This window comes from Streptomyces sp. NPDC005774 (assembly GCF_042871645.1).
Lineage (GTDB): Bacteria > Actinomycetota > Actinomycetes > Streptomycetales > Streptomycetaceae > Streptomyces > Streptomyces pratens.
This window is the reverse complement of record NZ_JBIAIV010000015.1, coordinates 109,637-129,925: the sequence shown is the minus strand read 5'-3', so window position 1 is coordinate 129,925 and position 20,289 is coordinate 109,637. Positions and strand designations below refer to the sequence as shown.

The following is a 20,289-nucleotide window of genomic DNA, read 5'->3' as shown; positions in this document are numbered from 1 at the left end:
TCAGGCCAGGGTCGCCACCAGGACCGCCTTGATCGTGTGCATCCGGTTCTCCGCCTCGTCGAAGACGACCGAGTGGGCGGACTCGAACACCTCGTCGGTCACCTCCAGTGACTCCAGGCCGTGCTTCTCGTACACCTCGCGGCCGACCTGTGTCCCCAGGTCGTGGAAGGCCGGCAGGCAGTGCAGGAAGCGGACGTCCGGGTTGCCGGTGGCCCGCAGCACCTCCATGGTCACCGCGTACGGCGCGAGGGCGGTGATCCGCTCGTCCCAGACCTCCTGGGGCTCCCCCATCGAGACCCAGACGTCGGTGACGACGAAGTCCGCGCCCGCGACGCCCTCGGCGATCTCCTCGGTGAGCGTGATGCGGGCCCCACTGGACTCCGCGAGCGCGCGCGCCCGGTCGACGACCTCCTGGGCGGGCCAGTACGTCTTCGGGGCGACGATGCGCACGTCCATGCCCAGCAGGGCCGCGGTGACGAGGTAGGAGTTGCCCATGTTGAAGCGGGCATCGCCGAGGTAGGCGAAGGAGATCCCCGTGACCGGCTTGGCGCTGTGCTCGGTCATGGTGAGTACGTCGGCAAGCATCTGGGTGGGGTGCCAGTCGTCGGTCAGACCGTTGTAGACGGGCACTCCCGCGTACTCGGCGAGGGTCTCCACGGTGGCCTGGGAGTCGCCGCGGAACTCGATCGCGTCGAACATCCGGCCGAGCACCCGCGCGGTGTCCTTCGCGGACTCCTTCTTCCCGATGTGCGAGCTGCTCGGGTCGATGTACGTCGTGGAGGCGCCCTGGTCGGCGGCGGCGACCTCGAAGGAGCAGCGGGTGCGCGTCGAGGGCTTCTCGAAGATCAGCGCGATGTTCCTGCCCTGGAGGTACCGGGTCTCGGTACCGGCCTTCTTGGCGGCCTTCAGCTCCGCGGCCAGGTCGAGCAGGCCGAGGAACTCCTGCGCGGTGAAGTCCACTTCCTTGAGGAAGTGGCGGCCGGCGAGGGCGGTCGGGACTGTCGCCATGGGGCGCTCCAGAGCTGCGGGTACGGGGATGAATGTAACTGTATACAAGTATCAGAATTTATATGCAAGCGGGTGCCGACGGCACCGGACGGGTGCCTGCGCCCGGCACGATCCGAACGAGAGGTCCTATACCGCGTCCCGCTCGACCGGGCAGCTCATGCAGCGCGGTCCGCCCCTGCCCCGGCCCAGCTCGCTGCCGGGGATCTCGATCACCTCGATGCCCTGTCTGCGCAGATGCGTGTTGGTGGTGGCGTTCCTCTCGTAGGCGACGACGACGCCCGGCTCGACGGCCAGGACGTTGCAGCCGTCGTCCCACTGCTCGCGCTCGGCGGCGTGGACGTCCTGGGTCGCGGTCAGCACCCGGATCTCGCTGAGCCCCAGCGCGGCGGCGATCGCGCGGTGCATGTGCTCCGGCGGATGGTCGGTGACCTTCAGCTCCTTGTCCCCCGAGCCGGGTTCGATGGTGTACGAACGGAGCATGCCGAGGCCCGCGTACTGGGTGAAGGTGTCGCCGTCGACCATCGTCATCACCGTGTCCAGGTGCATCACGGCGCGCCGCTTCGGCATGTCGAGGGCCACGATGGTCTCGGCGGACCCGGCGGCGAACAGCTTGTGCGCGAGCATCTCCACGGCCTGCGGGGTGGTCCGCTCGCTCATGCCGATCAGCACCGCGCCGTTGCCGATGACCAGGACGTCCCCGCCCTCGATGGTGGACGGGTAGTCGGCCTGTCCCTCGGACCAGAGGTGGAAGTCCTCGTCGCGGAAGAGCGGGTGGTGCCGGTAGATCGCCTCGAAGTGCACGGTCTCGCGCTGCCGGGCGGGCCACCGCATGGCGTTGATGGAGACGCCGTCGTAGATCCAGGCGGAGGTGTCGCGGGTGAAGAGGTGGTTGGGCAGTGGGCGGAGCAGGAAGTCGTCGAGTTCCATGGCGTGGAAGCGCACGGACGTCGGTTCCGGGTGGGCGTCCAGGAACTCCCGCTTGGTCATCCCGCCGACCAGCGCTTCGGTCAGTTCCGCCGACGGCAGCGTCTCGAAGGCCGCGCGCAGGTGGTCGGTGGCCAGCGGGCCGTACTCCTTCTCGTCGAAGACACGGTCCAGGACGAGCGAGCGGGCCGCCGGGACGTCCAGCGTGGAGGCGAGCAGGTCACCGAAGAGGTGGACGGTGACCCCCCGGTCGCGCAGGACGTCGGCGAACCCGTCGTGCTCGGCGCGCGCCCGGCGCACCCAGAGCACGTCGTCGAACAGCAGGGCGTCCTTGTTGCTGGGGGTGAGCCTTTTGAGCTCGAGATCGGGCCGGTGCAGGATGACACGGCGCAGCCTTCCGGCCTCGGAGTCGACGTGGTAGGTCATGTCTCCATCCTGACCACCCGGCGGGCTGTTCACCCCTCCGCGGCCGGGACGGACCTCGGCCGCAGGCCGGGCGGTCCCGGCCGTCGGGCGGTCGGACGGTCCCGGCCGTCGGGCGGTCCCGGTGGTCCCGGCCGTCGGGCGGTCCCGGTGGTCCCGGCCGTCGGGCGGTCGGACGGTCCCGGCCGTCGGGCGGTCGGACGGTCCCGGCCGTCGGGCGGTCCCGGTGGTCCCGGCCGTCGGGCGGTCCCGGTGGTCCCGGCGGGGGAGATCCGCCCGGACCGGCCGGGTCGCCGTACGCGTCCGTCCCGTCCCCTACAGCCGCGGGTCGACGGGCTCCGACTCCAGGGCCAGGACGCCGAAGACGGCCTCGTGCACCCGCCACAGCGGCTCGCCGTCGGCGAGGCGGTCCAGGGCTTCCAGGCCGAGGGCGTACTCGCGGATCGCCAGGGACCGCTTGTGGCCGAGAGAGCGGCCGCGCAGCCGGGCCAGGTTGTCGGGGCGCGTGTACTCGGGGCCGTAGATGATCCGCAGGTACTCGCGGCCCCGGCACTTGATGCCGGGCTGCACCAGACGGCCCTTAGGGTCGCGGACCAGGGCCCCGACCGGCTTGACGACCATGCCCTCGCCGCCGCGTCCGGTCATCTCCAGCCACCAGTCGACGCCCGCCCGCACCGACTCGGGGTCGGCGGGGTCGACGTACAGACGCCGGGTGGTCTGCAGCAGACCCGTGGCGTCGTGCTCGATCATGCGGTCCAGCAGGGCGAGCTGCTCGTCGTGCGGCAGCCCGGCGAGGCTGCGGCCCTGGACCGCGAGGATCTGGAACGGGGCGAGGCGTACGCCGTCCAGCTGTTCGGTGGTCCAGCAGTAGCGGCGGTACGCCTGCGTGAACGCCTCGGCCGCGCCGGCCCGTTCACGCTGGCGCTCCAGCAGTCCCCCCACCTCGACGCCCCGGGCGGCGGCGCTCTCCAGGGCCGCGAGCGCGCCCGGGAACACGGCGCCGGAGGCGGCGCCCACGGCAGCGTACTGCGAGCGCAGCAGCCCGGACGCCTTCAGCGACCACGGCATCAACTCGGCGTCCAGCAGCAGCCATTCGGTTCCGAGGGTGTCCCACAGCCCGGCGTCGGTGATCGCCGTGCGCAGCCGGCCGAGGATCTCTTCGGTGACTTCGGTGTCGTCGAAGAACGGGCGGCCGGTGCGGGTGTAGAGCGATCCGGCCGGGCCGTCCTCGACACCGAAGTGCTGGGCGGCCGCGTCCGCGTCCCGGCAGACCAGGGCGACCGCGCGCGAGCCCATGTGCTTCTCCTCGCACACGACACGCTCGACCCCGTCCTCCTTGTACTGGGCGAACGCCTCGGCCGGGTGCTCCAGGTAGCCGTCCAGGCGCGAGGTGGCGGTGGGGGCCATGGTCGGTGGGAGGTACGGCAGCAGGCGTGGGTCGATCGCGAAGCGGCTCATGACCTCCAGCGCGGCGGCCGCGTTCTCCTCGCGCACGGCCACCCGGCCGGCGTGCCGGGTCTCCACGGCCCGGCGGCCGTGCACGTCGGCGAGGTCCAGTGGGCGGCCGTCCTGCCCGCCGGGGGCCTCGGTGCGCAGCGGGCGGGCCGGCTCGTACCAGACCCGCTCGGCCGGTACGTCGACCAGCTCCCGCTCCGGCCAGCGCAGCGCGGTGAGCTTGCCGCCGAAGACGGCACCGGTGTCCAGGCAGATGGTGTTGTTGAGCCAGGTGGCTTCCGGGACCGGGGTGTGGCCGTAGACGACGGCGGCACGGCCCCGGTAGTCCTCCGCCCACGGGTAGCGCACCGGCAGGCCGAACTCGTCGGTCTCGCCGGTGGTGTCGCCGTACAGCGCGTGCGAGCGGACCCGGCCGGAGGTGCGGCCGTGGTACTTCTCCGGCAGACCGGCGTGGCAGACGACGAGCCTGCCCCCGTCGAGGACGTAGTGGCTGACCAGACCGTCGACGAACTCCCTCACCTCGGAACGGAACTCCTCGCTCTCCCGGTCCATCTGCTCGATGGTCTCGGCGAGCCCGTGGGTGTGCTGGACCTGGCGGCCCCTGAGGTACCGGCCGAACTTGTTCTCGTGGTTGCCGGGGACGCACAGCGCACTGCCCGACTTCACCATCGACATCACCCGGCGCAGCACGCCCGGACTGTCCGGGCCGCGGTCGACGAGGTCACCGACGAAGACCGCGGTGCGGCCCTCGGGGTGCACGCCGTCGGCGTACCCCAACGCGCCGAGCAGAGACTCCAGTTCGGCGGCGCAGCCGTGGACGTCGCCGATGATGTCGAAGGGGCCGGTGAGGTGGGTGAGGTCGTTGTACCGCTTCTCGGTGACGACGGTGGCGTTCTCGATCTCCTCGACCCCGCGCAGGACGTGCACCTTGCGGAATCCCTCGCGCTCCAGGTGCCGCAGGGAGCGCCGGAGTTCGCGGATGTGCCGCTGGACGACCCGGCGGGGCATGTCCGCACGGTCCGCACGGGCCGTGTTGCGCTCGGCGCACACCTCCTCGGGCACGTCGAGCACCACGGCTATCGGCAGCACGTCGTACTGCTTGGCCAGCTCGATCAGTTGACGCCGGGCGTCCTGCTGGACGCTGGTGGCGTCGACGACGGTGCGGCGGCCCGCGGCCAGCCGCTTGCCCGCGATGTAGTGCAGGACGTCGAAGGCGTCCCCGGACGCGCTCTGGTCGTTCTCGTCGTCGGCGACCAGACCGCGGCAGAAGTCGGAGGAGATGACCTCGGTGGGCTTGAAGTGGCGGCGGGCGAAGGTGGACTTGCCCGAGCCGGAGGCGCCGATCAGCACCACGAGGGAGAGATCGGTGACGGGCAGGGCCCGGCCGCGGCCCGGACTCGGGATCCGGCCCTCGTTCTCGCTGCCCCTGTCGCCGGGCCGGGCGCCGGTGGTCTCGTCGCTCATGCCGCCTTCGCCTCCTTCTTTTCTCCGGTCACGAACACGGCCATCTGGGTGGGCGGACCGACCTCGGGGTCGTCCGGCCCCACGGGTACGAACTCGACGTCGTAGCCGTGCCGTTCGGCGACCTTGGCCGCCCAGGTACGGAACTCCTCGCGGGTCCACTCGAAGCGGTGGTCGCCGTGCCGGGCGTGCCCGGCCGGCAGGCTCTCCCAGCGCACGTTGTACTCGACGTTCGGTGTGGTCACGAGGACCGTGCGGGGGCGGGCCGCGCCGAACACGGCGTACTCCAGGGCGGGCAGCCTCGGCAGGTCGAGGTGCTCGATCACCTCGCTGAGCACGGCCGCGTCGTACCCCTTGAGCCGTTTGTCGGTGTACGACAGCGAACTCTGGAGGAGCTTCACCCGCGCCGCCTGCCGCTCCCCCAGGCGGTCCAGCTTGAGCCGGCGGGAGGCGATGGTCAGCGCGCGCATCGACACGTCGGCGCCGACGATCTCGGTGAAGGCCGGGTGCCGCAGCAGTTCCTGCACCAACTGGCCCTGCCCGCAACCGAGATCGAGAACACGGGTGGCGCCGGAGGCACCGAGCGCGGCAACGATCGCGTCCCGGCGCTGCACGGCGAGCGGGGTCGGCCTCTCCTCTGACTCTGCGTCCGCCCCGACGGCGTTGTCGATCTCCTCGACGTCACTGTCGTCCGCCTCGGCCAGCCGGACCAGCTCGAGCCGTTCCAGCGCCTGACGGGTCAGCGACCAGCGGCGGGTGAGGTAACGGCTGGTGATCAGCTTCTGCTCCGGGTGGCCGGGCAGCCAGCCCTCGCCGGCGCGCAGCAGCTTGTCCACCTCGTCGGAGGAGACCCAGTAGTGCTTGGCGTCGTCGAGGACGGGGAGCAGCACGTAGAGGTGCCGCAGGGCCTGGGCGAGAGTGAGGGTGTCCGCCTCCAGAACAAGACGCACATACCGCGAGTCGCCCCACTCCGGAAACTCGGTGTCCAGAGCCACCGGGTCGGCCGTGACCGTCCAGCCGAGCGGCTCGAAGAGCCGCCCGACCAGGGCCGGGCCGCCCCGCGCGGGCAGCGCGGGTATCTCGATGCGCAGCGGCAACGGCTGCCCGGGGAGTTCCGGGCGGGCCTTGCACACGCCGCGCATCGCGCTGGAGAAGACACCGCTGAGCGCGACGGCGAGCAGCGAGGACGCCGCGTACGGGCGGTCGTTGACGTACTGGGCGAGGGCCGCGTCGGGGGCGCCGCCGCGGCCCTTGCCCTTGCCGCGCCGGACCAGTGCCACCGCGTCCACCTCCAGCAGCAGCGCCGCCGTACAGCGCTCGGCGTCCGCCTCGGGGTAGAGGACGTGCGCGGTGCCGTAGGACAGATGGGCCGAGAAGGGGCTTTCAGGGTGCTTATGGAGGAGGAAACCCATGTCGGTAGCGGGGTTGGTCTTGTCGCCGGTGGTCGAGATCGTCAGGAACACGTAACCGAGTATGGGTGGCGTCGGGCCCATGCCGGTACTTGTTTATCTCGCAACAACAGCGGACCCCCACCAGGCCGGCAGGCGCCCGGCCACACGGGGAAGCTCCATCCGTCACCGCTCCACCCGTCGCCGCTCCACCGCAGGTCAGCCGGGCAGCCACCCGTGGATGGCCCAAGCTTCCCAAGCTGAGAGCCCTCTCGTCGGCGGCCTACAGCTGTTTGTACGCTACAGCCTGTTGATCTCCCAGGAGGCATGGGCCGTGAACGACAGGCTGTTGACCACCCTTGCCACCGCCATGGCTCAGTTGATCACCGCCATCGACATGACGAGCGATGAAGAGGTCGACCCCGATCTGGCTACCACCTGGTTCGAGGATCTCGCCGACACGTTGGGGCGCCTTCCGCCGGCCGACCGTCTGCATCTGGCAGGACTCTTCAAGACAGCCGCGGAGCAGGCGACACGGCCGGACGTACGAGCCTCCATGAGGGAGCTGCCGGAGAACTTCGGCCTGGAGGACCAGGACGAGAGCTAGCCCGCCTCCGCGTGCCACAGTCGTGCCGGATCCAGCGGTCCACCCCGGCCAAGAGGGGTAACTGGCGCGCGTCCCTGCGCCTGTCGGCTCGGCCACGGAAGCCGCGGGTCACGGGCAGAACGCCCCGCCCCGCCCCTGAAGCGGTGCTCTCCCAGCGGCCTCAAGGCAAGGGAGCGAAGCCAACGGACTGGTCGAGCTGGAACGGTGAGCCCATATCAGTGGGCGTCCAACCCTGCCGTAGGGCTGTTGCGATGGCCTCGGCGACATCGGAGGGCAGTACCGGGCCGCCCGGAACTCCGAGCCAGTTGCCAGGATGAGCTTGGTTCGTGGTGACGACGAGGACCGTTCCAGGATGATCCGCGTGTTCCACGGCGTACGTGCACGGCGACCAGCAGAGAGCCTGACTGTAGGTGGGCCTGCGCCGTAGCCGCCAGCGGTAGATCGTGCCGCCGACAACTACGCGCCGTGTTCCTTTGCGGCCCAGCGCCATGCCCGCCCCCTCAATGTCGGAATGCCGACGGACCCGGCCCGACGAAGGACCAAGACGATATCCGGGCCGTGACGGGGCCGTCCGAAGGCAGCCGAAGGCGACCAACATTGACAACCATCGACGGCCAAGCCACAGGTCACAGCGTTGGTCGCTCGGGAAGCCCCAGGTCGGCAAGGCCCAATGCCACTTCTTCGGCCACCGATCGCACTCGAGGGAGCTTGGCTCGACCATGGAGACTCCACCGGCCTCGTCGGGTGAGCCTTACCGTTCACATCGCAGCTGTCATGACTTCACACACCTCCCGCATTTCGTGACCATGGATTAGATCACCCTTACGCATCGTTACTTCCCTGCGCACCGAGGGGAGACCTACACCACAGTGGCCCAACGCGAAAGCCCACCGATCGCCACGCAGGCTTCCCGGCAAGAGCAGCCATCGGCGGGCGGGCACCCAGGAGGTACTGCTATGAGTCTGACCTCAGCGAACCCACCTTCGATCTCCCGACTGCGAGACCGGGCTACCGTCCTCGTCGTCATCGTGATCGTGATCGTCCCCGTCGCACAAATCCAAGACGTCCTGACCAATTTGATCGCGCTGTCAGCAGTCCTGGTCTGCGGCTCTGCGGTGAGCGCGGTATCAGCCCGACGGCCGCAGACGACCGGGTGACCGTCGACTAGACCCGGCGAGGCTCCTCCCGACCTCCATCCCGGGAAGTCGGGAGAGCGCCGCCCGTGCCCCAGCGTGCCCGATCCAGCAGGAACGGACGGGCAGCAACGGGGAACAAGGGAACATCGAGTGACGGCCAGTTGGGCGACGACAGCGCCCCGCTGCAGGTCAGATCATGAACTCGCCCATGGGCACATCAGCTTCCCAAGCTGAGAGCGCGAGTTCGATTCTCGTCACCCGCTCTTGTCGAAGCCCCAGGTCAGCGGCCTGGGGCTGGTGTTTTGCCGGAGATTCTCCACCAGTCTCCAGCCCGTCAACCACACGAAGACCGGACACGCAGAGGGCACGAGCGCTGGGCGGGCAAATTCCTTCCGGCAGCCAAGACTTCCACTCCGACGGCCGGGACTTCGATGCCGGAGGGTCGCGTCAGAGCGGCAGGTCGCCGGGGAGGACCCGGAACGACTTGTGGCGCCCCAGAGGACGTACGGCACGGAAGTCGCGTCGGTCGAGGGTGAGAATCGCGTCGGTGTCGTAGTAGGCGGCGAGGGCCACGTTCACGGCGTCGGCGAGGTCGAGGTCGAGGTCGAGGTCCAGGGAGCCGTAGCGAACACGGACGGACTGAGCGGCGCCCAGGTGGTCCTCCGTGGTCTCCGGCATGACGACGCGGCCCCGGGTCATCCAGCGCCGCAGGTCGTCGACCGCACTGGGGGGCGGCCTCACGCCCGAGCTCGCGCGTGGCGACGTGATCCAGTTCGGCTGGCAGGAGCGGAGACATGACCAGGAGCCCTGCGGACATGATCGCCTCGTTCGCCGCCCCGTGCTCCGGGTGCGTCGAGTCAAGGGCGGCAAGGAGGCCGGACGTGTCGGCGATGACGATGATCACGTGGCGGTTCCGGCATGCGGGTCGGAGCCCGTCTCGCGACGGACCGCGTCGGCGACCGCGTCACGGACCTCCGCCTTGGACGGCGTACGGCCCGGCCCCTCGAACGTGCGTGAGAACAACGGCTCGTCCCGGACCCGGTTCGCCATGGCCGCGAGATGGATCCCCTGCCGGATGATCTCGGCCTCGCTCATCCCTCGACGCTTGGCCGCCTCCTTGATGATCGCCAGATCCTCGGGGTCGGCATAGACGTTCGTGCGCTTCATGGGCATGTACCAAAGCCGGCCATGTACCAGAATGATGTATGCCAGTAGCCCTCTGGCCCTCGCACGCGAACCTGCTCCTTACCGCGGACAGGCCCCGTTCCAGTGGAGGCAGCACCGGCGTGTGCCGCTCGCCGCTCGACACCCCCAGAACCGCTTTCCGGCGATCCTCCGCCCGTGAAGCGCCTCGCCCATGATGACGAAAGAGGTCGGCGACTTGCCGGGCCGACCGTCGCATACGGCGGGAAGACGGCCGGCTCCCCGGAGGTTCAGTCGACGCTCTGCATGCCGGTGCCGAGGGCGAGCCGGCACCCGGGCCCTGACCAGGCCGATCAGCACCTCATCGGCACCGAGCTCGGCCGCTCCCGCGCCGACCGCCTCCTAGCGTTCGTCATCGGCCACCCGGTCGATCGTCTGTGCGCCCCTGCGGGCCGCCAGTTCCAGCAGTTCGTCGACCGACCACTGGTCGTAGACGTGCTCGCCGTACTTGGCGGCGAGGACGCGGCCGTCAGGTGCGATGAGGAAGTCGGCAGGAAGGCCGAGTCGGCCGCCGTGCGGGCTGATGGAGGGCAGGTGCTCCCGTCCGCGGACGACGTTCCAAACGCCGCTGAGGACCGCCCGGACGACCGGCCCCCAGGCGCGCGGGCTGAGCAGGGCCCGGGGCGACCGTTCCACGCCGAACTCCGCGTACAGCCGTCTGGCCGGGTCGGCGACGACGGCGAACGGGAGATCGGTGGTGTGGGGCGCCAGTTCCTCGGTGGGTGAGTGGAAGACCACGACCTCACGCACATCGGCGGCCTCTATCTCCCGGTGCCGCCGTACCACCGACCGCAGGTGCAGGTTGCAGACCGGGCATCCGGCGAAACGCCGGAACTGGAGGTGGATCAGCCGTTCGGGGTCGGGGACGGCGACCTGGTCGCCGGAGACAGCGGTGAGACTGCGTTCATCCACGGTGGAGCCGGGCTCCACCGGACTGCGGGACCTGCGCATGGGCGTTCCCTCCGTAGGCGTATGCCGTACGCCCACCAGCGTAAGCGTATGCCGTACGCTGTCAACTGTCATGCCACGCCCACGTTCCCTCACCCCCGGTCAGCTCGCCTCGGCCGCTCTCGCCGTCACCGACCGCGACGGGCTAGCCGGGCTGTCGATGCGCGCCGTCGCCCAGGAGCTCGGGGTGAGCACCATGGGGCTCTACCGGTACGTGCACGACCGCGAGGAACTCGAAAGGCTCGTCGTCGAACTCGTGCTGAGCGCCGTGGACACCGAGCCGCCGGATCCCGGCGCGTCATGGCGTGAGCGGGTCGAGGTCATGGTGCGGCGTCTGCGCGACACCGTGGGCGCCCATCCGGAGGTCGTCCCCCTTGCCATCGCTCACCGGCACCACTCCCTTGGGGTGCTGCGCTGGTCGGAGGCCGTGCTCGCCGTCCTCACCGAGGCGGGCATCGAGGGCGAGCGGCGGGTCGTCGCCCTGCGCGGCCTGCTCAGTTATGTCATCGGAGCGATCCAGCTGGAACACCTCGGGGCCCTGTCCGGTTCAGGGACGACAGCCATCACCGAGCTGCCACCCGCCGAGTTCCCGCACATGACCGAGACCGCCCGGGACGCCCGAAACGTCGACGCCGGCCAGGAGTTCCTGGGAGGGCTCGCCCTACTGCTCGACGGCCTCGGCGCACAAGGCGGTTGATCCCGCGCCCTCTTCCGACGACCGCGCCTGGCGGGCGCAGAGGGTTGTGCGCTCGCGAAGGCTTCCCGACCCGGCCGTCCGAACCAGCCGAGCCAGACGCAGAGCCCGTTCGTGCGGGCACTCCGCCCGCCATGTCTCGAAGCCGTGCCCACAGCGTGCCCGTAACAGCGGACAACCACGGTCACCAGCGGTGCGGTCAGGCCCGCGCGACGGCGTCGGCCCAACGAATCGACGCAGGTCAGCCCCATGAAGTCCGCGCAAGCGCCGTCGCTTCCCAAGCTGAGAGTACGACCGCCGAACGTGGTGCGTGTACGTCTGACGCGCCTACCTCACAAGGCCCCATCAGACCTCACGACATACCCGGCCAGGCTCGCGGCCTCGGCATGGATCTGCCATCCACCATGGGGGTTGTGGGAATGTCCGCTCTTGTTTCCGTACCACGCAGAGTGACGAGCATGCCAAGCAGTTCCGCGTACAGGCCCAGCCCGACATGCGGGGCGACACCAATGGCGGACCGCTCGACCTGACCATCACCTTCCTCGACATCAATCAGCCTGTGACCGTCAAAGCCCCGCCGGCCGAGGACACCGCTCCGCTCGCGGACGACGCGCAGGAAGGCTGAGCGTCGCCTGGGCAGATCGGGCGCCTCGTCCTGAGTCCAGGATCCTCGCTCCCGGGCGGTGCGAGGGTTGGCCGAGTACCGCCGGGCCCGTTGCGGGGTTATGGCTTCAGAGGCAGCTCGGCCGGCATCACGGCGTACAACGGCGAGTCCGGGAAGGGCTGGCGGTCACCGACCTTCCGAAACTTCCAGGACTCGTACATCGCCCGCACTCCGGGGTACTCGGTGTCGACGAGCAGGACCACGAGGTCCTCGTGCCGGTCCTCCAGGAGCGCCCGCGTCACCAGCTCCGCCGTTCCCGTCTTCCGCCACGTTGGGGTCTGGAGGACCGGATCGACGACGCCACGGTAGTCATCACCGAGTTGGTCTCCACTGCCGTGGACCACGGGCGTCTCGCGTCGATCCGCGTGATCGTCTCGCGCTCCTCCGCGAACCGGGTCCGTCTCGGGGTCGTCGACCGTTCCGAGGTCGTCCCGACGATGCGGACCGACTCCAATGGCGACCAAGTCCGGGGGCGCGGAATGGTCTTGGTCGACTCCCTCACCGAGCGCTGGGGTACCGACCTGTACCGCTGGGGCAAGCAGGTCTGGGGCGAGCTGAAGTGCGAATCGTCCCCGTGCCCCCCTTCTGCGGGATCACGAGCGAGGACGGCGGGACTCCGTGCGCGGGGCCTGCCGGGACTCCGTCCGCAGGCCTGCCGGGAGTGCGTGCAGGCCTGCGGGGCCGGGCTGCACGCACGGCCGGAGGGGCTAGCCCAACTGGGACTGGACCTGGGAGGAGATCAGTTCCAGGTGGTCGAGGTCGGACAGGTCGAGGATCTGGAGGTAGATGCGCCGGGCGCCGATCTCGGCGTAGCGGCCGATCTTGTCGACGACCTCGGCGGGGGTGCCCGCCAGCCCGTTGGTCCGCAGTTCGTCGGGCTCGCGGCCGATCACGGCGGCGCGGCGGGCGACCTCCTGCTCGTCCTTGCCGACGCAGGCGATCAGCGCATTGGAGTACACGAGGTCGCCCGGGTCACGGCCGGCCTCCTGGGCGGCGGCACGCACCCGGTCGAACTGGCGCACACTGTCCTCAATAGAGGCAAAAGGCATGTTGAACTCGTCCGCGTACCGCGCGGCGAGCCGGGGGGTGCGGACGGCGCCGTGGCCGCCGATGAGCACCGGGACCTTGGCCTGGGCCGGCTTGGGGAGTGCCGGGGACCGGGTGAGGTCGTAGTAGGTGCCGTGGAAGTCGTAGGTCTGGCCGGTCTCCGTCGCCCACAGGCCGGTGACGATCTCCAGCTGCTCCTCCAGGCGGGCCATCTTCTCCTTCGGGAAGGGGATGCCGTACGCCTTGTGCTCCTCCTCGAACCAGCCCGAGCCCAGCCCGAGTTCGACGCGGCCGCCGGACATCTGGTCCACCTGGGCGACCTGGATGGCGAGGACGCCGGGGAGGCGGAAGGTGCCCGCGGTCATCAGGGTGCCGAGCCGGATGCGCTTGGTCTCGCGGGCGAGACCGGCGAGGGTGATCCAGGCGTCGGTGGGGCCGGGCAGACCGTCCCCGGAGCCCATCTTGAGGTAGTGGTCGGAGCGGAAGAAGGCGTCGAAGCCGAGGTCCTCTGTGGCCTTGGCGACGGTGAGCAAGGTGTCGTAGGTGGCCCCCTGCTGGGGCTCGGTGAAGATACGGAGATCCATCCCCCCATCCTGCCTGCTCGGACCCGGCAGGACCCGGCCGGTCCGTCGTGCCGTGTCGCGCCCGTGCTCTGCCCGTGTCGCTCCTAGCTGATCGCTAAGAGCACGACCCACATGACGCTGGCCAGGGACGGGAGGGCATAGACGATCACCGGTGTGGCGCGCACGCCTGCTTGCCGTGTCGCTTCTCGCGTCGCGGCATAGTCTGGGAGCTTTTCTGCTGTTCGGGCCTGTACTGCAGTTGAGTACCGAAGGTGTCGGTGTCCTGCGTACAGCCAGACGAACGTGAGGGGGAGCCCGAACGCGGCGATCACCCGGGCCGCTGTCTGATCGGTTGTCAGTACGGTTGAGTAGGCCACGACCAGTAGGGACTGTGCGACCAGGAAGAGATTCCCGCGTTCGTAGATCATGGAGTCTTCGTGTACTACCCACTCCCACAGACGTTGGTCGATGGCCTGATCGGCAGGTGTGCGGTTCGTCTGTGGATCGTCCATGGACTGGTTCTTCCCGTCGCGGTGTCGGAACTACCGCCTCCGAGAGGTTCACCACTGCCTGGAACGTCGTTCCGTCTTGGCGGTGGTGGTGCGGTTGCCGCGGCTGCTGTTGCACCGCCGGTGTGCGGGCCGGGCGTTGGCCGGGTCGAGCGGTTGGCCGCCGCGGGAGAGCGGGACGAGGTGGTCGGAGGTGAAGCCGAACGGGTGCCGGGCGTCCAGGCCGTGGCCGACGTCGTGGCCGCGTGGGCCGGCTGCCCTGCTCGACGGCGAAGGTGACTTTTCCTCGGTAGCAGGTGTCGGGCTTCACCGCAGCGCCGTCGACCGTATCGGCGACCCGTCCGAAGACGCGCTGTTCATGATGATCAGCGACCTCAGCATCTGGTCGGCCGCCCGTGATCACCCCGGACGGCCGACCAGCCGGCTCACCGACTTCCAGGGCACGCCCTAGCCCGCCTCGCGTTCCGCGAGGGTGCGGTCGCGGTCCGCCAGTTTGCGGAGCATCTCCAGGACGCGGTCGCGGGACTCGTCCGCCGCGTCAATGGCCTCCACGCACTGCCAGTACGAGGCCTCGCCGTCCGCCGCGGAGGCCATGCCGACCAGCGCGATACCGACCTCGCCGAGGAGTCCGCCCAGGTGCAGCAGGACCTGCCGGGCGTCGCCCAGGTCGGTGAGCAGGGCCGCGCGCAGTTCGCCCGCCCCGAGCCTCGGGGTGTCCAGCACACCGCAGCCGCGGCCCGCCAGCTCGGTCAGTCCCAAGGCCTCGCCGCGCAGTTCGGGCGGGCCGGTGACCGCGAGGCGACTGCCTATGGCCTGCGCGAGTGCCTGCGCCTGCCACACCTCGGCCGAGAGTTCCGGCACGCCGCCGGCGGTGGTGAGGGCCCTTCTGCTTGCCTCTATGAGCCGCACAGCGTCCATGCGCCGCCCCTGTCTGTCCGACGCGCTGCCCACGCGTCCACCCAACTTCCCTGTTCACTACCCAGAGTGAGACCGTTTGAGACAGAACACCTGCCGGAAGGTGGGAAACCGGGGACAACAATTCGAAAACGGTCGACATGTCGACTGCGGAGAGTGATGGCGGAGAAGTCCCCTCCGCAGAATGACGGTCCGCGGAGGGGCAGTCCCCTGGGGCAAGTCCGCAGAGGAGCAATTCCGCGGAGGGCCGTTCAGACCGGGAAGCGGTGCTCGTTGCGGTCGATCTTGGCGTCCAGTGCGGCCAGCGGGTCGATACCGAGCACCTCGCACAACTGGAGGAGGTACGCGAGCACATCGGCCACCTCGTCGCCGACGCGGTGCGCGGTGTCGGGGTCCTCCATGACGCGGGCCGACTCCTCCGGCGTCAGCCACTGGAAGATCTCGACCAGTTCGGACGCCTCCACGCTGAGCGCGGCGACCAGGTTCTTCGGGGTGTGGTACGGCTCCCAGTTCCGCGCCGCGGCGAACTCGGCGAGCCTGCGCTGGAGTCCGGGCACGTCCAGCGGGGCGGGCGGGCCGGCGGGGGCGGTGGAGGCGGCGGGTGCGGCGGGGTCACTGGGGCGCGTCGGTTCGGGCGTGTCGGTCACGGCCCAGGTGTACCACCGTGACGCCGTCCACTCCCGCCACCCAGGAGGCGTCGCTCACCGAGCCGACCAGCCGGATGTGGCCGCGCTCGCACATCCGCGCCGCCAGCCGCAGCATTTCCGCGCGCTGGTGCGGGTCCATACCCCGGTCGAGCCCGTCGGCGAGCACGGTGAGGGTCTGTAGTGCGGCCGGGACCTCGCCGGGTGCGTCGACCTCCAGTACGCCGGGTCCGGTGAGCAGCACCAGGGCGAGCGCGACGTACCGCAGCTCGCCGTCGCCGAGCCGTCCGAGTTCGGTACGGATTCCGTCGCCCCGGTCGAGCAGGGCGCGGACCAGTCCACCGCCGTACGGCTCGGCGAGCAGGCCGGCGACCGGCCCGGCGCATCCGGCGCGCACGGCGGACACCAGGAGCCCGTACCGGATCGCACACTCGGTGTGGGTGCGCCACAACACGTCGGCGAGGTTGCCGCAGCCGCCGAGCAGTCGCCCGGTGCCGGTCGGCACCGGGTCACGCATGCCGTCGGGCCGGGGATCGCAGGCGAAGACCGAGCGCAGGGCCACCACCATCTGCTCGGCGGCGGCCAGCACTCTGCGCTCGCCGGGTGTCCGGCCGGCGACGCGCAGCGGCAGCAGCGCGGTGCCCAGCCGGTCGTCGGGCAGCGGGCCGCGGGTGACCGGGGTGGACCCGGCGGTGTGCCAGGCGGCCTGCACGGTGTGGCGCCGGGGGTCGCGCAGCGCGGTCTCCAGCAGGACCACACCGTTCGCCGTCAGCCGCTCCCCCACGATCCGCAGCCCGGGTTCCGCCTGGACGGCGATCTCGAGCCGGACCGGGCCCTCGGGGCCGTCGGCGGTGCAGCCGATGCGGAAGCCCCGGCGGTCCTGTGCGTCGGCGCGGGCCCGTTCCGGCACGCACGCGTCCGGTTCGGTGAACGCCTCGCCGAGTTCGGCCCCGCCTCCGAGCCGGGCGAGCGCCTCGTAGGCTCGCAGGGCGCTGGTCTTGCCGCTGCCGCTGGACCCGGCCAGCAGGGTGAGGGGCCCGAGCGGGAGCCCGGTGTTGCGGTGCCCGGCGAAGGCGGACAGCAGCAGTTCGGTGAGGTGCGGCCGGTCCGGGCGCCCCTGGGTACCGCCCTCCCCGTAGGAGGCCCCGGCGGACGGGGCGACGGAGGGCGGGGAGAGGGGCGGGAAGGGGGACAGGGATGACGTGGACGGTGGTGACGGGTGAGGCAGGGTCATGTGCGGGACGTTAGGGCTACGGCGCGGGGCGAACCGTTCCGCTTGTGCGGACTTCCCACGATCGGGCGAAGCGGGCGCCCGCTCGTTCACTCCCGGGAGCCGGGGGCCTGCCTGGGGGTCTGCCCGGGGGGTTGCCCGGCGGGTTGCCCGGCGGGCAGGCCCTAACCGTCCCCGGGAATCCCGACGCCCTGCATCAGGCCCGCCACTTCGGTGCCGGCCGGGGTCAGCAGGAAGACGTTGCGGTCGACGCGGTGCATGCCGCTGCCCAGGCCGAAGACGACGCCGGTACTGAAGTCCAGGATCCGTTTGGCGACGTCGCCCTCCGCGCTGGTGAGGTCGAGCAGGACCGGTATCCCGGCCATCAGCGTCTCCGCGACGTCGCGGGCGTCCGCGAACACGTTCACCCTCAGGACCACGAAGCGGCGTCGCGCCTCGGTCTCGGCCTCGGGCATGGGCCGGTGGCCCACCGAGGACGGCCAGGCGTCGCGGCCCCGCAGCGGCACGACCTGGGCGAGCCCCTCCCACTGCTCGTCGGTGACATCGTGGCTGTTCACCGGCATGCTCCGTCCTGGGTCGCGCTGACTGTCTGCATCGGGCAATTCTTACGCATGGCCACCCGTTCGGCCCAATGCGACACACTCCACCACCCCGGGCCGCCCGGCATGCCGCAAGACGTGAAGCCGCCCGCCCCGCACCCGGACGGGTGCGGTCCGGCCTCTTGCGGGAACATGACCCCCGTCGGAATCGTTGGACCGCTGACAGACCCCACCAGCACATATACGAGGAGCCACGCACGTGTCCGCCAGATCGACGGACCCCCCGGGACACAGTCCCCGACCATCCCGTCACACACCTGTTGAAACCGGCACCCGGCGGGGTGGTGTTCGATGAGTGCCCTGGAGGCCTTGCTGGGCCTGCTCGCCGTGTTCGTGCTCACCGCCGGCACCGGCTATTTCGTCGCCCAGGAGTTCGCCTACGTCTCCGTGGACCGGCTCGCCCTCGCCCGTGAGGCCGAGGCCGGGGACCGCAGGGCCGCCCGTGCCCTGAAGGTGCTGGAGCGGCTCTCCTTCATGCTGTCGGGCGCCCAGCTCGGCATCACCGTCACCGGTCTGGTCGTCGGCTTCATCGCCGAGCCGTCGGTGTCCGCGCTGCTCCGGCCGGCGCTGTCCGGCCTCGGACTGCCGGACGCGGCCGTGAGCGGCGTCTCCGTCGTGCTCGCCTTCGTGCTGGCCACGGTCGTCCAGATGGTGCTCGGCGAGCTGGCCCCGAAGAACCTCGCCATCGCCGTGCCCGAGCGGCTGGCGAAGGCGCTGGCCGGCTCGACCCTGGCGTATCTGAAGGTCGTCGGACCGCTGGTGCGGATCTTCGACAACGCCGCCTCCCGGCTGCTGCGCCGCATCGGCATCGAGCCGGTCGAGGAGCTGCACCACGGGGCCACGCTGGAGGAGCTCGGCCATCTGATCGGCGAGTCCCACGAGAGCGGGGCACTGCCCGGGGACACCGCCACCCTGCTGGACCACGCGCTGGAGTTCTCCGAGCGGACCCTGCACACGGTGATGGTGCCGCGCGCGGACGCCGTCTTCGTCCGCGGGGAGGCGGGCGCCGACGAGGCGGTCGGCCTGATCGCGGCGCACGGCCACTCCAACTACCCCGTGCTCGGGGACCACCCCGACGACGTCGCGGGGGTACTGGGCGTGCGCGAGCTGATGGCGGTGCCCGCCGGCCGGCTGGCCGGCGCCACCGCCGGCGCGATGGCCAGGCGGCCCCTGCTGCTGCCGGACACGCTTCCGCTGCCGGACGCGGTCGCGCGGATGCGCGAACAGGACGACGAGTTCGCGGTCGTCCTCGACGAGCACGGCGGCGTGGCCGGCATCGTCACCTACGAGGACATCGCAGAGGAGCTGGTCGGTGACATCGCCGACGAGTCCGACAAGGTCTCCGAACTGGCGGTCTCCGACGGCGACGGCTGGCTCGTGGACGCGGGCCGCCGGCTGGACGAGGTCGCCGAGGCGACCGGTGTACGGCTGCCCGAGGAGGACGACTACGAGACCGTGGCCGGGCTGATCGTGGACCGGCTGGGCCGTTTCCCCACCGTGGGTGACCGGGTCACCGTCGAGCTGCCCGAGGACGGCCACGCGGTGATCGACGTACGCACCCTGGACCGGCATGTCGCCGAGCGGGTGCGCCTCACCCGGATCGTGTCCCTAGCGGAGGAAGCCGGGAAGACGGAGGAGCCCGCATGAGTTTCCCGATGGCTCTCTTCGTGACCGTGCTGCTGCTGATCGGCAGCGGGTTCTTCGTGGCGGCCGAGTTCGCGCTGGTCGCCGCCAAACGGCACCGTATGGAGAAGGCGGCGTCCGAGGGTCGGCGCGGCGCCGGTGCCGCTCTGGCGGGCATGCGCGAGCTGTCGCTGATGCTCGCCGGTGCCCAGCTGGGCATCACGGTGTGCACGCTGGGTCTGGGTTCGGTGTCCAAGCCCGCGATCTCGCACGAGCTGGACCCGCTGCTGCACAGCCTGGGTCTGCCGAGCGCGGTCAGCTACGGTGTGGCGTTCGCCGTCGCGATGACCGTGGTGGTGTTCCTGCACATGGTGGTCGGCGAGATGGCGCCCAAGTCGTGGGCGATCGCCCACCCGGAGCGTTCCGCGATGCTGCTCGCCCCGTCGTTCCGGGCGGTGGTGAAGGTCGTGCGGCCGCTGATCCACGTGCTGAACGTGGTGAGCAACGCACTGGTACGGCTGTGCCGGGTGAGCCCGCGCGACGAGCTGGCCTCGGTCCACGACCGTGAACAGCTCACCCATCTGGTGGTGGAGTCGGAGCGGCTCGGTCTGATCAGCAAGACCGACTCGCAGTTGCTCACCCGTTCGCTGACCGAGCCCGACACCCCGGTCTCCGCCCTGCGGATCCCGGCCGACGAGATCGACTCCGTCGAGGGTGACGCGGACGTCGACGAGGTGCTGCGGGTGGCCACCGCGTACGACCGGACCCGGCTGCTCGTCCGTGACGGCACCACCGTCCTCGGCGCGCTCCACGCGCGCGACGCGCTGGTCGCCCGTGCCCGGGGCCGCGCCACGAGCGCCCGCGAGCTGGCCCGCCCGGTGCCCGAACTGACGGACACCACGACGGTCGCCGACGCGATCGATGTGCTGCGCCGCCGCCGGGGCACCCTCGCGGTCGTCCGGGACGACACGGGCCGGTTGACCGGCCTGGTCACCCTGGACGACCTGCTGGCCCGGCTGATGCTGCCGGCCAGGAGCTGACCCACCGCCTCCACCGGAACCAGCACCGGCACCCGCACCGGCACCGGCACCGGCACCGGCACCACAAGTACGAAGAAGGCCGGCCGGCCCCCCGGGGGGGGGGCGGGCGGGCGGGGGGGGGGGGGGGGGGGGGGGGCCGGGGGGGGGGGCGGGGGGGGGGGCGGGTGGGGGTGCGGGGGCGGGGGGGGGGGAGCGCCTGGCCGGCCG

The 20,289-nt window shown here is 70.8% G+C and carries 18 protein-coding genes, 1 tRNA gene and 2 pseudogenes; 6 read left to right on the top strand and 15 right to left on the bottom strand.

The window, feature by feature from the left end:
* From argF to ACFYQA_RS16590, 4 genes are all read right to left on the bottom strand, one after another.
* Positions 1-1,008, bottom strand: a complete 1,008-nt coding sequence (argF, locus tag ACFYQA_RS16605; protein ID WP_388917551.1) for an ornithine carbamoyltransferase — start codon at positions 1,006-1,008, stop codon at positions 1-3.
* 126 nt (positions 1,009-1,134) lie between these two features.
* Positions 1,135-2,358, bottom strand: a complete 1,224-nt coding sequence (locus ACFYQA_RS16600; RefSeq protein ID WP_388917548.1) for an arginine deiminase — start codon at positions 2,356-2,358, stop codon at positions 1,135-1,137.
* Positions 2,359-2,670: 312 nt separating this feature from the next.
* On the bottom strand, positions 2,671-5,274 hold the full coding sequence (locus tag ACFYQA_RS16595) for a polynucleotide kinase-phosphatase (RefSeq protein WP_388917545.1): 2,604 nt from the start codon (positions 5,272-5,274) through the stop codon (positions 2,671-2,673).
* Entirely contained in the window at positions 5,271-6,734 is a 1,464-nt protein-coding gene (locus tag ACFYQA_RS16590) for a 3' terminal RNA ribose 2'-O-methyltransferase Hen1 (protein ID WP_388917542.1), read from the bottom strand. The genes ACFYQA_RS16595 and ACFYQA_RS16590 overlap by 4 nt, the downstream gene beginning before the upstream one ends.
* A 259-nt stretch (positions 6,735-6,993) precedes the next feature.
* On the opposite strand from ACFYQA_RS16590, the gene ACFYQA_RS16585 reads away from it, so the two are divergent.
* Together ACFYQA_RS16585 and ACFYQA_RS16580 are read left to right on the top strand one after the other, a co-directional pair.
* Entirely contained in the window at positions 6,994-7,266 is a 273-nt protein-coding gene (locus ACFYQA_RS16585) for a hypothetical protein (RefSeq protein WP_388917539.1), read from the top strand.
* A gap of 1,283 nt (positions 7,267-8,549) precedes the next feature.
* Positions 8,550-8,665: transfer RNA gene (locus ACFYQA_RS16580), tRNA-Gly, on the top strand.
* 184 nt (positions 8,666-8,849) lie between these two features.
* On the opposite strand, the pseudogene ACFYQA_RS16575 reads toward ACFYQA_RS16580, so the two are convergent.
* From ACFYQA_RS16575 to ACFYQA_RS16565, 3 genes and pseudogenes are all read right to left on the bottom strand, one after another.
* A pseudogene (locus tag ACFYQA_RS16575) lies at positions 8,850-9,306 on the bottom strand (PIN domain-containing protein).
* Entirely contained in the window at positions 9,303-9,575 is a 273-nt protein-coding gene (locus ACFYQA_RS16570) for a CopG family transcriptional regulator (RefSeq protein WP_388917536.1), read from the bottom strand. Before ACFYQA_RS16570 ends, ACFYQA_RS16575 begins: the two are co-directional and overlap by 4 nt.
* Positions 9,576-9,947: 372 nt before the next feature.
* Entirely contained in the window at positions 9,948-10,556 is a 609-nt protein-coding gene (locus ACFYQA_RS16565) for a peroxiredoxin-like family protein (protein WP_388917533.1), read from the bottom strand.
* Positions 10,557-10,626: 70 nt separating this feature from the next.
* On the opposite strand from ACFYQA_RS16565, the gene ACFYQA_RS16560 reads away from it, so the two are divergent.
* The gene (locus ACFYQA_RS16560) at positions 10,627-11,250 is read left to right on the top strand and encodes a TetR/AcrR family transcriptional regulator (protein WP_388917530.1); all 624 of its coding nucleotides are present in this window, start codon (positions 10,627-10,629) and stop codon (positions 11,248-11,250) included.
* A gap of 490 nt (positions 11,251-11,740) precedes the next feature.
* On the top strand, positions 11,741-11,872 hold the full coding sequence (locus ACFYQA_RS16555) for a hypothetical protein (RefSeq protein WP_388917527.1): 132 nt from the start codon (positions 11,741-11,743) through the stop codon (positions 11,870-11,872).
* 98 nt (positions 11,873-11,970) lie between these two features.
* On the opposite strand, the pseudogene ACFYQA_RS16550 reads toward ACFYQA_RS16555, so the two are convergent.
* The 8 genes and pseudogenes from ACFYQA_RS16550 to ACFYQA_RS16515 all read right to left on the bottom strand — a co-directional run.
* A pseudogene (locus ACFYQA_RS16550) lies at positions 11,971-12,180 on the bottom strand (GNAT family N-acetyltransferase); the annotation flags it as partial.
* A 438-nt stretch (positions 12,181-12,618) separates the two neighbouring features.
* Positions 12,619-13,542 (bottom strand): LLM class F420-dependent oxidoreductase, encoded by a 924-nt coding sequence (locus tag ACFYQA_RS16545; protein ID WP_388917524.1) that lies wholly within the window; start codon positions 13,540-13,542, stop codon positions 12,619-12,621.
* A gap of 83 nt (positions 13,543-13,625) precedes the next feature.
* Positions 13,626-14,033: a hypothetical protein gene (locus ACFYQA_RS16540; protein ID WP_388917521.1), complete on the bottom strand. Its 408-nt coding sequence runs from the start codon at positions 14,031-14,033 to the stop codon at positions 13,626-13,628.
* A 48-nt stretch (positions 14,034-14,081) separates the two neighbouring features.
* Positions 14,082-14,252, bottom strand: a complete 171-nt coding sequence (locus tag ACFYQA_RS16535) for an HNH endonuclease (RefSeq protein ID WP_388917644.1) — start codon at positions 14,250-14,252, stop codon at positions 14,082-14,084.
* A 225-nt stretch (positions 14,253-14,477) separates the two neighbouring features.
* Positions 14,478-14,948 carry a DUF6099 family protein gene (locus ACFYQA_RS16530; RefSeq protein ID WP_388917518.1) on the bottom strand — a complete coding sequence of 157 codons (471 nt, stop codon included), beginning with the start codon at positions 14,946-14,948 and terminating at the stop codon, positions 14,478-14,480.
* Between the two features lie 248 nt (positions 14,949-15,196).
* Positions 15,197-15,508, bottom strand: coding sequence for a nucleotide pyrophosphohydrolase (locus tag ACFYQA_RS16525; RefSeq protein WP_388917641.1), 312 nt, complete (start codon positions 15,506-15,508; stop codon positions 15,197-15,199).
* 49 nt (positions 15,509-15,557) lie between these two features.
* Positions 15,558-16,823, bottom strand: a complete 1,266-nt coding sequence (locus ACFYQA_RS16520; protein ID WP_388917515.1) for an ATP-binding protein — start codon at positions 16,821-16,823, stop codon at positions 15,558-15,560.
* Positions 16,824-16,984: 161 nt separating this feature from the next.
* Positions 16,985-17,383, bottom strand: a complete 399-nt coding sequence (locus tag ACFYQA_RS16515; protein ID WP_388917512.1) for a cell division protein SepF — start codon at positions 17,381-17,383, stop codon at positions 16,985-16,987.
* Between the two features lie 327 nt (positions 17,384-17,710).
* Here ACFYQA_RS16515 and ACFYQA_RS16510 point away from each other — a divergent pair, with 327 nt between their 5' ends.
* Together ACFYQA_RS16510 and ACFYQA_RS16505 are read left to right on the top strand one after the other, a co-directional pair.
* Entirely contained in the window at positions 17,711-19,066 is a 1,356-nt protein-coding gene (locus ACFYQA_RS16510; RefSeq protein ID WP_388917509.1) for a hemolysin family protein, read from the top strand.
* Complete coding sequence (locus ACFYQA_RS16505; RefSeq protein ID WP_388917506.1) at positions 19,063-20,082, top strand: hemolysin family protein; 1,020 nt, start codon at positions 19,063-19,065, stop codon at positions 20,080-20,082. Before ACFYQA_RS16510 ends, ACFYQA_RS16505 begins: the two co-directional genes overlap by 4 nt.
* Positions 20,083-20,289: the final 207 nt, after the last annotated feature.

Excerpts from the sequence above, each read along its gene's own strand:
- argF (WP_388917551.1), bottom strand. The coding sequence starts at position 1,008 with ATGGCGACAGTCCCGACCGCCCTCGCCGGCCGCCACTTCCTCAAGGAA.
- ACFYQA_RS16600 (WP_388917548.1), bottom strand. The coding sequence starts at position 2,358 with ATGACCTACCACGTCGACTCCGAGGCCGGAAGGCTGCGCCGTGTCATC.
- ACFYQA_RS16595 (WP_388917545.1), bottom strand. The coding sequence starts at position 5,274 with ATGAGCGACGAGACCACCGGCGCCCGGCCCGGCGACAGGGGCAGCGAG.
- ACFYQA_RS16570 (WP_388917536.1), bottom strand. The coding sequence starts at position 9,575 with ATGCCCATGAAGCGCACGAACGTCTATGCCGACCCCGAGGATCTGGCG.
- ACFYQA_RS16565 (WP_388917533.1), bottom strand. The coding sequence starts at position 10,556 with ATGCGCAGGTCCCGCAGTCCGGTGGAGCCCGGCTCCACCGTGGATGAA.
- ACFYQA_RS16560 (WP_388917530.1), top strand. The coding sequence starts at position 10,627 with ATGCCACGCCCACGTTCCCTCACCCCCGGTCAGCTCGCCTCGGCCGCT.
- ACFYQA_RS16555 (WP_388917527.1), top strand. The coding sequence starts at position 11,741 with ATGCGGGGCGACACCAATGGCGGACCGCTCGACCTGACCATCACCTTC.
- ACFYQA_RS16545 (WP_388917524.1), bottom strand. The coding sequence starts at position 13,542 with ATGGATCTCCGTATCTTCACCGAGCCCCAGCAGGGGGCCACCTACGAC.
- ACFYQA_RS16540 (WP_388917521.1), bottom strand. The coding sequence starts at position 14,033 with ATGGACGATCCACAGACGAACCGCACACCTGCCGATCAGGCCATCGAC.
- ACFYQA_RS16530 (WP_388917518.1), bottom strand. The coding sequence starts at position 14,948 with ATGGACGCTGTGCGGCTCATAGAGGCAAGCAGAAGGGCCCTCACCACC.
- ACFYQA_RS16520 (WP_388917515.1), bottom strand. The coding sequence starts at position 16,823 with ATGACCCTGCCTCACCCGTCACCACCGTCCACGTCATCCCTGTCCCCC.
- ACFYQA_RS16515 (WP_388917512.1), bottom strand. The coding sequence starts at position 17,383 with ATGCCGGTGAACAGCCACGATGTCACCGACGAGCAGTGGGAGGGGCTC.
- ACFYQA_RS16510 (WP_388917509.1), top strand. The coding sequence starts at position 17,711 with ATGAGTGCCCTGGAGGCCTTGCTGGGCCTGCTCGCCGTGTTCGTGCTC.
- ACFYQA_RS16505 (WP_388917506.1), top strand. The coding sequence starts at position 19,063 with ATGAGTTTCCCGATGGCTCTCTTCGTGACCGTGCTGCTGCTGATCGGC.